Raw genomic sequence first — 14015 nt, forward strand, 5'->3', positions numbered from 1 at the left:
CGGACTGCAGAAGCTCTACGCCGACGGCGGCACATGCGCTGTGGCCATCGAAGAGGCTCGCGGCATCCGCGTGGACATCGCGCGCCACCGCAGCACGGGCACGTGGCAAGACGCGCAACGGCCCCTGCGGCCCGAGGGCGTCCCCAGGGGCTTCGTCGTGCAGGCCAAGCGCTGGGTTGTCGAGCGCACGCATGCCTGGAACGAGCGCGCTCGCCGCCTCATGGCACACCATGACCGGTCAAACTGGACTCCCCTCGCATGGGTCTGGTTGGCCGAAGCGCGTATCCTCGCCACCAGACTGTGGCCGCTTAGGGCGACGCCTTAGATCATTTCGTCCACACCCTCTCAGCAGCGGCGCGATATTGCAGTGCATACCGCTGCGGCACAATCCAATTCCGCCCATACTCCGCCATCCCCATGCGCCTGCTGCTTGTCGAAGACGATGCCATGATCGGCGAAAGCGTGCTCGACGCGCTGCGCGGCGACGGCTACGCGGTGGACTGGGTGCGCGACGGCCAGATGGCCGACACCGCCTGGAGCACCGAGCATTACGACCTGGTGCTGCTCGACCTCGGCCTGCCCCGGCTCGACGGTCTGCAGGTGCTGAAAAAAGCACGCGCCCGGCGCGATCGCACCCCGGTGCTCATCGCCACCGCGCGCGACGCGGTGCAGGCCCGCATCGCCGGGCTCGATGCCGGGGCCGACGACTATGTGCTCAAGCCGTATGACCTCGACGAGTTGCAGGCCCGCATCCGCGCCTTGCTGCGCCGCGCCGCCGGCCGAGCCGAGCCGGTGTTCGAGCACGGCCCGGTGCGCCTGAACCCGGCCACCCACGAAGCCACCTTCGAGGGCCAGCCGGCGCAACTCTCGCAGCGCGAATGGGCGGTGCTGGAAGCGCTGATTGCACGCCCCGGCGTCATTCTCTCGCGCACCCAGCTCGAAGAAAAACTCTACAGCTGGAAAGACGAGATCTCCAGCAACGCGGTGGAGGTGTATGTGCACAGCCTGCGCAAAAAGCTGGGCGCCGATTTCATCCGCAACATTCGCGGCATGGGCTACGTGATCTCGCGCGAAGCCCCGGCGACGCATCGCGGCACAGGGGCCGATCCGGCCGACACGGCACGCGGCGCCGGCGATGTCGGCGGCGACGCAGGCGATGAGGGAGGCGGTGCGTGAAATCCCTGCGCGCTCAATTGCTGGTGCTGCTCACCGCGGCCGTGCTGCTCGCCGCCCTGGTGCAGGCCGTGGTGGTGTTCAACAGCGCCATGCGCGAAGCCGATGCGGTGTTCGACTACCACCTGCAGCAACTCGCCCTGTCGCTGGCCAGCGGCGACCTCGGCCTGCCTGGCTTCGGCCCGAATGCCGACGACCATAACGGCGTGGACTATGTGGTGCAGGTCTGGGCCCCGGACGGCCAGCGCATCTATGTTTCGCGCCCGCGGCTGGAACTGCCCGATCAGGCGGTGCTGGGCTATGCCAATGTGGATGTCGGCGCGCAGCAATGGCGCGTGTTTTCCATGCAGGCCGGCGGCCGCACCATCCAGGTGGCGCAGCCCTTGCTCAGCCGCCGTGCCCTCGCCCTGACCTTCGCCTTCAATTCCGTCTGGCCCATGTTGCTGATCGCCCCGCTCCTGCTGCTGGCCGTGGCCTGGGTGGTGCGGCGTTCGCTCAAGCCCTTGCGCTCGCTGTCGCAGGAGTTGGAAAACCGGGCGGCCACCTCTTTCGACCCCATCGACCCGCAACCGGTGATGCAGGAAATGCAACCCGTGGTGCGCGCCATGAACGGCCTGTTCACACGCACCCGCCAGGCCTTCGACACGCAGCAGATGTTCGTGGCCGACGCCGCCCACGAACTGCGTTCGCCGCTGGCCGCGCTCAAGGTGCAGATCCAGATGCTCGGCCGCGCGCAGGACGAGGCCACCCGCCAGGTCGCACTGCAGCGCCTGGGCTCGGGCCTGGACCGCGCCACGCATCTGGTCGAGCAACTGCTCGCCCTGGCACGCGCCGACTCCAGTGGCCAGGAAGCCGCCGCGCCCAGTTCGCTCACCCAGGCCGCGCGACTGGCCTTGTCCGACACGCTGGAACTGGCGCAAACACGCGGCGTCGACGCCGGGCTGGAGCAGGCCGAGGAACTCACCGTGCAAGCCCCGCCCAACGGCCTGCGCATGCTGGCCCGCAATCTGGTGGACAACGCCTTGCGCTACACCCCGGCGGGCGGGCAGGTGGACGTGCGGGTGCGGCGCGAAGGCAGCCGGGCCGTGCTCGAAGTGGACGATTCCGGCCCCGGCATTCCGGTGGACGACCGCGCGCGCGTGTTCGATCGCTTCTACCGCCGCGAGAACGCGCCACCCGGCGGCAGCGGCCTGGGCCTGGCCATCGTGCAAAGCGTGGCGGAACGCAGCGGCGCCCAGCTCAGCCTGCTGGATTCACCCCTCGGCGGGCTGCGGGTGCGGGTGGAATTCCCGGCCGTTGTGGCGTCGGTCGCGGCGGCGGTTGTCGCGTCAGCCGCGCCGCCGGCCACGGACCACGGGCCGGCGGCCGGATAACCCGGCGCTCAGGACGCCTGCGCGTCCAGGTCGAACGCCTTGTGCAAGGCACGCACGGCCAGTTCGAGGTACTTCTCCTCGATCAGCACCGAGACCTTGATTTCCGAGGTGGAAATCATCTGGATGTTGATGCCTTCCTCCGACAGCGTGCGGAACATCTTGCTGGCCACGCCGGCGTGCGAACGCATGCCGACGCCGACGATGGACACCTTGCAGGCTTTCGGGTCGCCGATGATGTCCTTGGCGCCGATATGCGCCTGGATGCTGGTCTTGAGAATGTCCAGCGTGCGGGCGTAGTCGCCGCGGCCGACGGTGAAAGAGAAGTCGGTGTAGCCGTCGACGCTCTGGTTCTGCACGATCATGTCGACATCGATGTTCGCGCCGCCCACCGCACTCAGAATTTGGTAGGCGATACCCGGGCGATCGGGCACGCGCACGACGGTGATCTTGGCTTCATCGCGGGCGAAGGCGATGCCGGAGACGACGGCTCGTTCCATGGTCTGGTCTTCCTCGAAGGTGATGAGTGTGCCGCTGCGCATTTCCTGCTCCAGCGGAATGTCCCAGGGCGTGAGACTGGAGAGCACGCGCAAGCGCACGCGGTATTTGCCGGCGAATTCCACCGAGCGCGTCTGCAGCACCTTGGAGCCCAGGCTGGCCATTTCCAGCATTTCCTCGAAGGTGATGGTGGACAGCTTGCTAGCCTCCGGCACGACGCGCGGGTCGGTGGTGTAGACGCCATCGACATCGGTGTAGATCAGGCATTCGTCGGCGCCCAGCGCCGCGGCCAGCGCCACGCCCGAGGTGTCGGAGCCGCCACGACCCAGAGTGGTGATGTTGCCGGCATCGTCCACGCCCTGGAAACCGGCGACGACGACGATCATGCCGGCATCCAGATCGGCGCGCATGCGCGTCTGGTCGATGGATTCGATGCGCGCCTTGGTGAACGCGCTATTGGTGCGGATGCCGACCTGAAAGCCCGTGTAGCTGCGCGCCTCGCGCCCCTGCGCCTTCAGCGCCATGGCCAGCAGGCCGATGCTGACCTGCTCGCCGGTGGAGGCCACCACGTCGAGTTCGCGCGGATCGGGGTCGGGCTGGATTTCGCGGGCCATGGCGATGAGCCGGTTGGTCTCACCCGACATGGCCGACACCACCACCACGACCTGATGCCCGGCATCGGCCCATTTGATGGCGCGGCGCGCGACGTTCTTGATGCGTTCGACGGAACCGACCGAGGTACCGCCGTATTTCTGGACGATGAGCGCCATGATTGTGTTGGAAGGGAACGAGAAGGCGCGCAAACCCTCAGTGTGCGCCCGCTGCGGAAAGCCGGAAATTATAGGCAGCGCGTTCCCCCACGCATGGGGGAAACTCGCGGCCGCTTGTCGTTTTGCATCCCCCTGGGGCGGCAAGGCCGCAGCGGGACGCTCTGCTCAGTCCGCCGACACCACCCGCACCAAGCAGCCGCCCCGACGCTCCAGGGTCGCTGCCCCCAGCCGCACCTGCAAGCCCATGGCGCCGCGCGCGGTGGCACGCACCTGCCGCCGCAGGTTGTCGATCTGCCCATGGTTGCTGCGCAGCCCGGCCCGCCGCAGCCACAACCGCAGCACTTCGCCCAGGCGGGCGTCGCTTAGCTCTCGCAGTGCGCTGAGACCCAAGCCGTCGGGGGCGGCGCATCGGGCGAGATCGAGCGCGGCCATCTCCTCGATGCTGGCCGCGGCATGGGCGCATAGCGCCGCCGAGCGCGCCAGGGTGCTGCGCCAGGCTGGCTCCAGCCTGGCGATGACCGGCAGCAGTTCATGCCGGATGCGGCTGCGGCGAAACGCCGGATCATGGTTCATCGGATCGCGCAGATACGGCAGCGCTCGAGCATCGAGCGATTGCCGCAGTGCCTCGGCGGAACAAGCCAACAAGGGTCGGCCCAGCCACAAGCCGTCGCGCTGCGTCGCTTCGGGCATGGCCGCCAAACCCTTGGGACCGGCACCACGCAGCAAGGCCAGCAAGAGCGACTCGGCCTGGTCGTCGGCCTGATGGCCGAGCAGCAGCCAGTCGCAACCCAGCCCCCGCGCAGCCTCGCCCAAGGCCTGATAGCGGGCATCACGGGCCTTGTCCTCCAGGCTGTCGCCACGCTGCACCTGCACTTGCGCCGGCAGCACGGTGCACGGCATGTTCCAGGCTGCGCACCGCTTGCGCACATGGTCGGCGAAGGCATCGGCGCCAGACTGCAAACCGTGGTGCACATGCAAGGCACGCAGGCGCGCAGGCCCCCAGCGTTGCAGAGCCGCCAACAGCAGCGCGGTGGAATCGGCACCGCCGCTGAAGGCGATGGCGACCGGGGCCGGGGCCGCGCCCAAAGCAGCATGCCGGCGCACGAAGCCGCGCAAGGCGACCAAGGCCGGATCAGCCTGCGAACCTTGGGCAGCCGGCATGGTGGATGACATGGTTGAAGGAAGCATCGAGCCGCCGCGACGGGGCCCGTTCGCAGCGAGTTTCAGCGCGTGGACTTGGTGTCCTGGAATTTGCCGAAGGCGCAAAGGCGGTCGTAGCGCTGCTTCACCAGATCGGCCGGCTTGATGCCCTGGAACTGGCGCAGGCTCTCGGCCAGGGCGCGCTTGAGGCTGGCGGTCATGGCCAGCGGGTCGCGGTGCGCGCCGCCGATGGGCTCGTTCACAATTTTGTCGATCAGGCCCAGCGCCTTGAGCCGGTGGGCGGTCAGGCCCAGCGCCTCGGCAGCCTCGGGCGCGCGCTCGGCGCTTTTCCACAGGATGGAGGCGCAGCCTTCGGGGGAGATGACGGAGTACACCGAGTACTGCAGCATCAGCACATGGTCGGCCACGGCAATGGCCAGCGCGCCGCCCGAGCCGCCCTCGCCGATGATGGTGGAGATGATGGGCACCTGCAACTGCGCCATCTCGAAGATGTTGCGGCCGATGGCTTCGGACTGATTGCGCTCCTCGGCGTCGATGCCGGGATAGGCGCCGGGGGTGTCGACGAAGGTGAACACCGGCAGGCTGAATTTCTCGGCCAGTTTCATCAGGCGCAGCGCCTTGCGGTAACCCTCGGGCTTGGTCATGCCGAAGTTGCGCAGCGCGCGTTCCTTCGTGTCGCGCCCTTTCTGGTGGCCGATGATCATGCAGGCCAGGCCGTTGAAGCGCGCCAGGCCGCCGACGATGGACAGGTCGTCGGCGTAGTGGCGGTCGCCATGCAATTCGTGAAAATCGGTGAACATCTGCGCCACGTAGTCCAGCGTGTAGGGGCGCTGGGCATGGCGGGCAATCTGCGTGACCTGCCAGGGCGAGAGCTTGGCGTACAGATCCTTGGTCAGCTGCTGGCTTTTTTTCTGCAGGCGGCTGATTTCTTCGGAAATGTCGACGGCCGACTCGTCCTGCACATAGCGCAGCTCTTCGATCTTGGTTTCCAGTTCGGCAACCGGCTGCTCGAAGTCGAGAAAAACTTTTTTACTCATGGTTCAACCCCTTCGCAATTCCGTCCGCTTGAAGCGGCGGAAGCGCCATGCATGGCGGGCAGATGGTTGCCGCGCAGCTGGCGTCGGTTCTATGTTGATGCGATTCAGTAGTCGACCACGGCCGGGTCGATGCTGCGCCAAATATACCAAGTGCCGACCGAACGCCAGGGCGCCCAGGCGGCGGCCACCTCGCGCAGCTCGCTGCGGCTGACGGCCTCGCCAGAGAAATAGCCCAGGCTGATGCCGCGCTGCAAACCCAGATCGTCCAGCGGCAGCACGTCCGGGCGCATCAGGTGGAACATCAGAAACATCTCGGCCGTCCAGCGGCCGATGCCGCGGATGGCCGCCAGCTCCGTGATGATGGCCTCGTCCGGCATCTCGGCCCACTGCCCGGGGTGAACCTCGCCAGCATCGAACTTGGCGGCCAGGTCGCGCAGGTATTCGCACTTGCGCTGCGACAGCCCGGCCAGCCGCAGCGCCGCGATCTCGCGCGCCAGAATGCTGTGCGGCGTGACTTCGCCGACTTGCGTCAGCAGCCGCTCCCACACCGATTGCGCCGCCTTGACCGAAATCTGCTGACCGACGACCGAACGCGCCAGGGTCTGGAAGGCGTCGCCGCGGCTTTGCAGCTGCGTTGCCCGGTGCTGCGGAATGAGCTTGCGCATCACCCGGTCGGCCCGCATCAACTGAGCGCAGGCTTCGTCCCAGTAGGCGGGGAGCGTCGTGGTTGTGGCTTTCGCTGTTGCCATCTCAGGCCTGGCGCCAGAGGGTGACGCCACCTGGCTTGTCTTCGAGCACGATGCCGCGCGCCAGCAGCGCCGCGCGAATGGCGTCGGCCTGGGCGAAGTCGCGCGCCTTCTTGGCGGCGGCACGGGCCTGCACCTGCGTCTCGATCCAGCCCGCGTCGACCTGATTCGCCCCGCACTGCAGGAAGCGCTGCGGCACTTGCTGCAGCAGGCCGAGCGTGCCGCCCAGGCCCTTGAGCAGGCCGGCGAGTTCCGCGCTGGCGCTGCGGTTGACCTCGCTGGCGAGTTCGAACAGCACGGCCAGGGCTTCCGGGGTGTTGAAGTCGTCGTCCATCGCTGCGCCGAAGCGCTGCGCCGCCAGCTGGCGCCAGTCCAGCGTGGCGGGAACATCGGCAAAGTTCTGCAGCGCGGTGTAGAGCCGGGCCAGGGCATGGCGGGCGTCGTGCAGATTGTCTTGCGAGTAGTTCAGCGGGCTGCGGTAATGGGCGCGAATGATGAAAAACCGCACGGTTTCGGCGTCGAACAGCTTGAGCACGTCGCGGATGGTGAAAAAGTTGCCCAGCGACTTCGACATCTTCTCGTCGTTCACCCGAACGAAGCCGTTGTGCATCCAGAGGTTGACGAAGGGCTTGCCGCTGGCGCCCTCGCTCTGCGCGATTTCGTTCTCGTGATGCGGGAACTGCAGGTCGGCACCGCCGCCGTGGATGTCGAAATGCTCGCCCAGCAGCGCAGAGCTCATGGCCGAGCATTCGATATGCCAGCCCGGCCGTCCCTCGCCCCAGGGCGAAGCCCATTGCACCTCGGCAGGCTCCTCGGGCTTGGCGCGCTTCCACAGCACGAAGTCCAGCGGATCGCGCTTGGCCCGGTCGATTTCCACGCGCTCGCCGGCCTGCAGTTCATCCAGCGACTTGCCCGAGAGCCGGCCGTAGCCGGGGAAGGCGCGCACGGCGTAGTCCACATCCCCCGCGGTGTCCTGGTAGGCCAGGCCCTTGTCCATCAGGCGGGTGATGAGCTGCTGCATCTGCGGGACGTAATCCGTGGCGCGCGGCTCGTGCGTGGGGCGCTCGATGCCCAGCGCGTCGGTGTCCTCGTGCATCGCGGCGATGAAGCGGTCGGTGAGTTCGCGCACGCTCACGCCGCTTTCAACCGCGCGGCGGATGATCTTGTCGTCCACATCCGTGATGTTGCGCACATAGGTGACGCGCAGGCCACGCGCCTTGAGCCAGCGTTGTACCAGATCGAACACCGCCATCACCCGCGCATGGCCGAGATGGCAGTAGTCGTACACCGTCATGCCGCAGACATACAGGCGCACATGGCCAGGGTCGATGGGGGCCAGCGGCTGCTTCTCGCGCGACAGCGTGTTGTAAATCTGCAAGGTCATGGAATGTCGTGCCGCCTGTCGCGCCGGGAGTACCGGATGCGACAGGCGGTGGCTGCATGGATGGGGAGGAATGGGGCGAGCCGGCAGGCAGGCCCGGATAAAATCAAAAACTTAGCACAGCCCGAGCCAACTTGAACCCATGCACACCCACCACTCCCAGACCAAGCCGCTCCTGCGCAAACTGACGCACCTGCTGGCGGCACTGGGGCTTGCGACGGGGTTCGCATGCAGCGCCGTCCCTGCAGCGGCCTATGCCGACAGCCTGGCGGAGGTGCAGCAACTCGTTGCCTCGGGCAAATTGGCGCAAGCGCTGACGCGGGTCGACGCGCTGATCGCCACCAACGCCAAGGATCCGCAATACAAATTTCTGCGCGGTGTGATTCTCACCGAACAGCACAAGACGGCCGACGCCATCCAGGCCTTCACCCAGCTCACCGAGCAATACCCCGAGTTGCCCGAGCCCTACAACAACCTGGCCGTGCTGTACGCCCAGCAAGGCCAGTACGACAAGGCCCGGGCTGCGCTGGACATGGCCATCCGCACCAACCCCAGCTACGCCACGGCGTTCGAGAACCTGGGCGATGTGTACGCCAAACTGGCCAGCCAGTCTTACCAAAAAGCGCTCCAACTCGACGGCGGCAAGAACGGCGCCACGCAGACCAAACTGGCACTGATACGCCAGCTGTTCAGCAAGGGCGGGAAGCCACAGGCGGCGGCAAAGCCAGCCGTCGTGGCGGCCGATGCAGCGCCGCACGAGACGGTCAAGCCAGCGCCAGGCACCTTGGCGAAACCGCCTGCCGCGGCTCGGCCGGCGCCAGCGCCCAAACCAGCCGTGGTGGCAGCAGCCATCGCACCTGCCATCCAACCCGTTGTGGAAGCGGCGTCCAAGCCCGTTGCAAAACCAGCGGCTGCCGAGGCCAAGCCGGAGGCTGGCGCGGCCGACACGAGCCAGGCGCAGGTGGAGGCTGCCGTGCATGCATGGGCGCATGCCTGGGCGTCGAAAAACCTGAGCGCCTACTTCGGCAGCTATGCACCGGATTTCAATACCCCCGGCAACGAGCCGCGCAGCGCCTGGATGGCGCAGCGCAAGGCCCGCATCGGCGACAAGGCCAAGATCACGGTGGATGTGAAGCACCTGCAGGTGAAGGTCAATGGCGACAAAGCCACCGCCCGCTTCCGCCAGATCTACACCTCGGGCTTGCTCAATTTCGACAGCCCCAAGACCTTGCAATTCCAGCGCGTGCACGGGCGCTGGCTGATCGTGCAGGAAATCGCGGCCTGAGCGTTTGAAGCTGCCGTCAGCGCAGACTCACCGCCCACCAGGCCCTGACCCAAGTCGCTGCCACGCATGAACCAACCCCTGCGAACCCGGCGCCGCCATATCGCCCAGGTCTTGGCTTGGCTGCTGACCGTGTTGCTGGTCAGCATGGGGGTGCGCGCCGAGGAGTTCCAGCCCGATTTCGTCCATCGAGGGCTGTCGCCAGGACCGTCGCAAAGCGTCGCGCAGATCACCGCGCCCGCAACCTCGCGCTCGCTGCTGGGGCAAGACACGCAGGCTTTGATGCGCCAGGGCTTCGACGATCGCGCCGAAGTCGAGTTGATCGCGATCGATCAGCTCGTCGCCCAAGGGCGGCTGCGCGAGGCGCTGCACCGCAGTGGCTTGCTGGCTGAGCGATATTCGAATTTCGCCTTGGCCCATTTGCTGTGCGGCGACTTGCTGCAAGCTGAAGCCGGCCGGCTTCGGCACTTTGCCGATGTGCCCGCCGCGCCCGGCAATGCGGCACAGTTGGCACAGTCGGCTCGGCTCGCGGCGCTGGTGAACGAAGGCCGCCAGCGGCTGCGCGCCTTCGCCCAGGCGCCGGCACCCGGGGTGAAGCACGCCATCCTGGTGGATACCAGCCGGTCGCGGCTGTATTTGTTCCGGCGCACCGCCAGCGGCTCCTTGCAACTCGAAGCGAACGACGACATCACCCAGGGCAAGCTGGGCACCGACCAGCAGCGGGCCGGGGACATGAAAACCCCGCTGGGCATTTATTTCATCACCCGCGAAGTGGGCCGGCGCTGGCTGAATGCCACCTATGGCGCCGGCGCCATGCCGCTGAACCATCCGAACGCCTGGGACCGGCTGCTGGGCCGCACCGGCGGCGGCATCTGGCTGCATGGCGTGCCGCCGACCAGCTACGCCCGCCCGCCGCTGGACAGTGATGGTTGCGTGGTGCTGTCCAACCCCGACATCCCCTCGCTCATGACGCGCATCGAACCTGGAGCCGCCCCCGTGGTCATCACCTCGCGCGTGCAGTGGCTCACGCCGGCGCAGATGGCGGCGCAGCGCGCCCGCGTGCGCAAGCTGCTGGTCCAAGCCCCTGCCCTCCCTGGCGGCCCGGCCACCACGCCGCGTCCGGAACTGGCCGAGGCCACGGTGCTCTACTACCAGGACGAACACAAGTTGCTGGTCGTGCAATACGGCGGTCAGCAACTGCCCAAACCCATCACCCACCACGACTACTGGGCCAAGCAGGACGGCCAGTGGCGACTTTTCCACGCTGGAGTGCTTTCATGACCGTTTTTTTCCCTCGCGCATCGACCTCGTCAACCGGTCTCGTCCGTTCACGTCGCTGGCTGCTGCTGGGCGCCGCCGCAGTGCTTGGCGGCACCCTGCCGATCGCCCGTCCCATTCGCGCCGAAGCGCCGACCCGCGTGGCGTTGGTGACGACGCTGGGCACCATCGAGATCCAGCTCGACCCGCAACGTGCGCCCAAGACCGTGGCCAACTTCCTGCAATACGTGAAGGACGATTTCTACGCCGGCACCATCTTCCATCGCGTCATTCCCGGCTTCATGATCCAGGGCGGCGGCTTCACCGCCAACATGCAGCAAAAGCCTACTCGCCCACCGATTCCGCTGGAAAGCAAGAATGGGCTGAAGAACCTGCGGGACACCATTGCCATGGCGCGCACCTCCGACCCGAACTCGGCCACCTCGCAGTTCTTCATCAACCTCGTCGACAATGCCTCGCTCGACTATCCTCAACCCGACGGCCATGGCTATGCCGTGTTCGGCCAGGTCATCAAGGGCATGGACGTGGTGGACCGCATCGCCAAGGTCGCCACGCAAAACGACGGCCCGATGCAGAACGTGCCGGTCACGCCGGTCGTCATCAAACAAGCCATTCTTCTCAAGTAAACAAGGACCATCATGGTTGAACTGCACACGAACAAAGGCGTCGTCCGCATCGAACTCGACGCCGAGAAAGCTCCCAAATCCGCTGCCAATTTTCTGGCCTATGTGAGGAGCGGCCACTTCGACGGCACCGTGTTCCACCGCGTGATCGACGGCTTCATGATTCAGGGCGGCGGCTTCGAGCCCGGCATGAAGCAAAAGCCCACCCAGGCGCCGATCCAGAACGAGGCCAACAACGGGCTGAAGAACAAGCGCTACACCCTGGCCATGGCCCGCACCAATGACCCGCATTCGGCCACCGCGCAGTTCTTCATCAACGTCGCCGACAACGCCTTCCTCGACCACACCGCGCCTTCGGCCCAGGGCTGGGGCTATGCCGTGTTCGGCCACGTGGTGGAAAGCCAGGATGTGGTGGATGCCATCAAGGGCGTGAAAACCGGCGGCAAGGGTGGCCACCAGGACGTGCCGCTCGAAGACGTGGTGATCCTCAAAGCCGTTGAAGTCTGAGTCGCACCCACAGCCGCTCCTGCAGACTTTGCCGGAGCGCTTTGTCGATCTGACGGCGCCGCCCGCGTGGCGGCGCCTTGCTTTCGTCTCCGACCTGCACCTCGGCCCCGAGGCGCCCGTCACCACGGCCGGCTTTCTGCGCTGGCTGCGTGGAGAGGCCTTGGCCGCGGATGCCCTGTTCATCCTCGGCGACCTGTTCGAAGCCTGGGTCGGCGACGACCTGCTCGACGCTGCCCCCCCCGATGCCCACCACCAGGTTTGCGCCGCCCTGGCCGCCTACGCCGCCAGCGGCCACGCCGTGCGGGTGATGCATGGCAACCGGGACTTCCTGCTGCAGCCAGGCTTTGCCCGCCGCTGCGACGCCCCTCTCCTGCCAGACCCTTGCGTGCTGGTGCTCGCCGGGCAGCGAATCCTGCTCACTCATGGCGACGCGCTATGCATCAGCGATGCCCCCTACCTGCAGTGGCGCGCGCTTTGCCGCAGTGCCGACTGGCAGGCCCGGTTCCTGGCGCAGCCGCTTCAGGCGCGAATCGAGCAGGCCGCGGCCATGCGCGCCCAAAGCCGCGCCGCACAAAGCCGCATGGACACCTGGAGCGATGCCGACCCCGCCGAAGCCGCACGCTGGCTGCAGGCCGCCAACAGCACCTGGATGATCCACGGCCACACCCACCGCCCGCGCGAGCATTGGGACCACGGCCAATTGCGCCAGGTTTTGTCCGACTGGGATCTGGACGCGCCTGCAGGTGGCGCAGCGCACCGCGCCCAGGCCTTGTGGCTGCATGCAGGCGGCACGACGCTTGCGGTCGAACGTCGCCCTGCCGCCTGAATCCGTAGCTGACGCTCGCAGTCGCCCACCCCCGGATTAACCCGCATTGCCGATTCGGCAACGGGCTCTCGCTTTGTCTGGATGCCAGCCCCACGACCGGATTGCAAGGCTGCACCGACGGCCCTCCGGGCATTTTCCTGATGGACTGCGAGAACTTCGAGATCCTCGGCCGCTGGGAACTCGACCGCGGCCCGCAGCGCATGAGCTACGACTTCTGGTGGAACATCCCGACGACTCCATGGTGTCGAGCGAGTGGGGCCTGCCGCCGCAATTCGAAAACGGCTTGGTTGGCGAAGACCTGCTGGCCAACCGCTACGGCCATTGCCTGCATTTCTGGGACTTGCGCGGACGCCAGCATCTGCAGACCATCGACATTGGCGCCAACCACCAGATGGCGCTGGAAGTGCGCCCGGCCCACGAGCCGACCAAGGACTACGGCTTCCTTGGCGTGGTGGTCGACACGCAAAACCTGGAAGGCTCCATTTGGACCTGGCGGCGCGAGAAAAACGGCACATTCCATGCCAAGAAAACCGCGACCATTCCACCCGAGCCGGCCAGCGCCGAGCAACTGCCCGATCTGCTCAAACCCTTCGGCGCCGTGCCGCCCCTGGTGACCGACATCGACCTTTCACTCGACGACCGCTTCCTCTATGTCGCCTGCTGGGGCACCGGTGAACTGCGCCAGTACGACGTGACCGACCCGATGACGCCCAAACTGGCCGGCCCGGTGCATCTCGGCGGCATCGTCCAGCGCACCCCCCATCCCAGCGGCACGGCCTTCGCCGGAGCGCCGCAGATGCTGGAAATCAGTCGGGATGGCAAGCGCGTGTCCTTCACCAACTCGCTCTACAGCACCTGGGACCGGCAGTTCTACGGCGCCGCCCTGCCCGGCGCGCAGGTGAAGGTGGACATCAACCCCGAGGGCGGCATGGCGCTCGACAACGACTATTTCGTGCGCTTCCCCGACGGCTACTCGGCCCGCCAGATCCGGCTCGAAGGCGGCGACTGCTCGACCGATTCGTTCTGCTTCCCGTCGGTCTGAACAACAAGCCCCATGCCCGGGTCCGTCATCGCCTGGCTGTGGTTGTGGCCCTGGGCGTCTACCACGGCATCAATCCGGGGATGGGCTGGTTGCTGGCCGTGTCCAACGGCATGCAGGCGCGGCGCGGGGCGGCCGTGCATACCCTGGCGATGCTGGCCACGGGCGGCAGCATCGCCAGGCTGGTCTACCGCTACTGGGGCTTGCGCGCGCTGCGCCAATCCTGGTTCAACCTGGACTTGCTGTGGTCGGTGATGCTGCCGGGCAGCGGCGCCCTGGCAACCTGGGCTGCGACCCGCTGAAGTGGCGAGCGAGGTGTGACAA

At 66.9% G+C, this 14015-nt stretch carries 13 protein-coding genes and 2 pseudogenes; 10 read left to right on the top strand and 5 right to left on the bottom strand.

Annotated features, from left to right (window positions below; genetic code table 11):
• The 3 genes and pseudogenes from ACYCUK_RS12500 to ACYCUK_RS12510 form a co-directional block, all read left to right on the top strand.
• Positions 1 to 325, top strand: a pseudogene (locus ACYCUK_RS12500) (IS5-like element ISCARN14 family transposase); the annotation flags it as partial.
• A gap of 92 nt (positions 326 to 417) precedes the next feature.
• The gene (locus ACYCUK_RS12505; RefSeq protein ID WP_461595083.1) at positions 418 to 1176 is read left to right on the top strand and encodes a response regulator; all 759 of its coding nucleotides are present in this window, start codon (positions 418 to 420) and stop codon (positions 1174 to 1176) included.
• Positions 1173 to 2546, top strand: coding sequence for an ATP-binding protein (locus ACYCUK_RS12510; RefSeq protein WP_461595084.1), 1374 nt, complete (start codon positions 1173 to 1175; stop codon positions 2544 to 2546). The genes ACYCUK_RS12505 and ACYCUK_RS12510 overlap by 4 nt, the downstream gene beginning before the upstream one ends.
• A gap of 8 nt (positions 2547 to 2554) precedes the next feature.
• Here the strand turns inward: ACYCUK_RS12510 and ACYCUK_RS12515 are convergent, their stop codons facing one another.
• The 5 genes from ACYCUK_RS12515 to cysS form a co-directional block, all read right to left on the bottom strand.
• The gene (locus ACYCUK_RS12515) at positions 2555 to 3811 is read right to left on the bottom strand and encodes an aspartate kinase (protein ID WP_461595085.1); all 1257 of its coding nucleotides are present in this window, start codon (positions 3809 to 3811) and stop codon (positions 2555 to 2557) included.
• A gap of 165 nt (positions 3812 to 3976) precedes the next feature.
• A complete protein-coding gene (tilS, locus tag ACYCUK_RS12520; RefSeq protein ID WP_461595086.1) occupies positions 3977 to 4972 on the bottom strand; it encodes a tRNA lysidine(34) synthetase TilS in 996 nt (331 codons plus the stop codon).
• Positions 4973 to 5034: 62 nt separating this feature from the next.
• Positions 5035 to 6009 (bottom strand): acetyl-CoA carboxylase carboxyltransferase subunit alpha, encoded by a 975-nt coding sequence (locus ACYCUK_RS12525; RefSeq protein WP_112487461.1) that lies wholly within the window; start codon positions 6007 to 6009, stop codon positions 5035 to 5037.
• A 104-nt stretch (positions 6010 to 6113) separates the two neighbouring features.
• The gene (locus ACYCUK_RS12530) at positions 6114 to 6758 is read right to left on the bottom strand and encodes a DNA-3-methyladenine glycosylase family protein (RefSeq protein ID WP_461595087.1); all 645 of its coding nucleotides are present in this window, start codon (positions 6756 to 6758) and stop codon (positions 6114 to 6116) included.
• Position 6759: 1 nt separating this feature from the next.
• Complete coding sequence (gene cysS / locus ACYCUK_RS12535) at positions 6760 to 8139, bottom strand: cysteine--tRNA ligase (protein WP_461595088.1); 1380 nt, start codon at positions 8137 to 8139, stop codon at positions 6760 to 6762.
• A 139-nt stretch (positions 8140 to 8278) separates the two neighbouring features.
• Between cysS and ACYCUK_RS12540 the strand changes: the two genes are divergently transcribed.
• From ACYCUK_RS12540 to ACYCUK_RS12570, 7 genes and pseudogenes are all read left to right on the top strand, one after another.
• Entirely contained in the window at positions 8279 to 9421 is a 1143-nt protein-coding gene (locus ACYCUK_RS12540) for a tetratricopeptide repeat protein (RefSeq protein WP_461595089.1), read from the top strand.
• A 66-nt stretch (positions 9422 to 9487) separates the two neighbouring features.
• On the top strand, positions 9488 to 10699 hold the full coding sequence (locus ACYCUK_RS12545; protein ID WP_461595090.1) for a L,D-transpeptidase family protein: 1212 nt from the start codon (positions 9488 to 9490) through the stop codon (positions 10697 to 10699).
• On the top strand, positions 10696 to 11322 hold the full coding sequence (locus ACYCUK_RS12550; protein ID WP_461595091.1) for a peptidylprolyl isomerase: 627 nt from the start codon (positions 10696 to 10698) through the stop codon (positions 11320 to 11322). The genes ACYCUK_RS12545 and ACYCUK_RS12550 overlap by 4 nt, the downstream gene beginning before the upstream one ends.
• 12 nt (positions 11323 to 11334) lie before the next feature.
• Positions 11335 to 11826, top strand: coding sequence for a peptidylprolyl isomerase (locus ACYCUK_RS12555; protein ID WP_461595092.1), 492 nt, complete (start codon positions 11335 to 11337; stop codon positions 11824 to 11826).
• Positions 11816 to 12652, top strand: coding sequence for a UDP-2,3-diacylglucosamine diphosphatase (locus ACYCUK_RS12560; protein WP_461595093.1), 837 nt, complete (start codon positions 11816 to 11818; stop codon positions 12650 to 12652). Before ACYCUK_RS12555 ends, ACYCUK_RS12560 begins: the two co-directional genes overlap by 11 nt.
• Positions 12653 to 12765: 113 nt before the next feature.
• Positions 12766 to 13694: pseudogene (locus tag ACYCUK_RS12565) on the top strand (selenium-binding protein SBP56-related protein); the annotation flags it as partial.
• A 38-nt stretch (positions 13695 to 13732) separates the two neighbouring features.
• Positions 13733 to 13993 carry a hypothetical protein gene (locus tag ACYCUK_RS12570; protein WP_461595094.1) on the top strand — a complete coding sequence of 87 codons (261 nt, stop codon included), beginning with the start codon at positions 13733 to 13735 and terminating at the stop codon, positions 13991 to 13993.
• The last annotated feature ends 22 nt before the right edge of the window (positions 13994 to 14015 follow it).

It is taken from the genome of Thiomonas sp., from assembly GCF_054608695.1.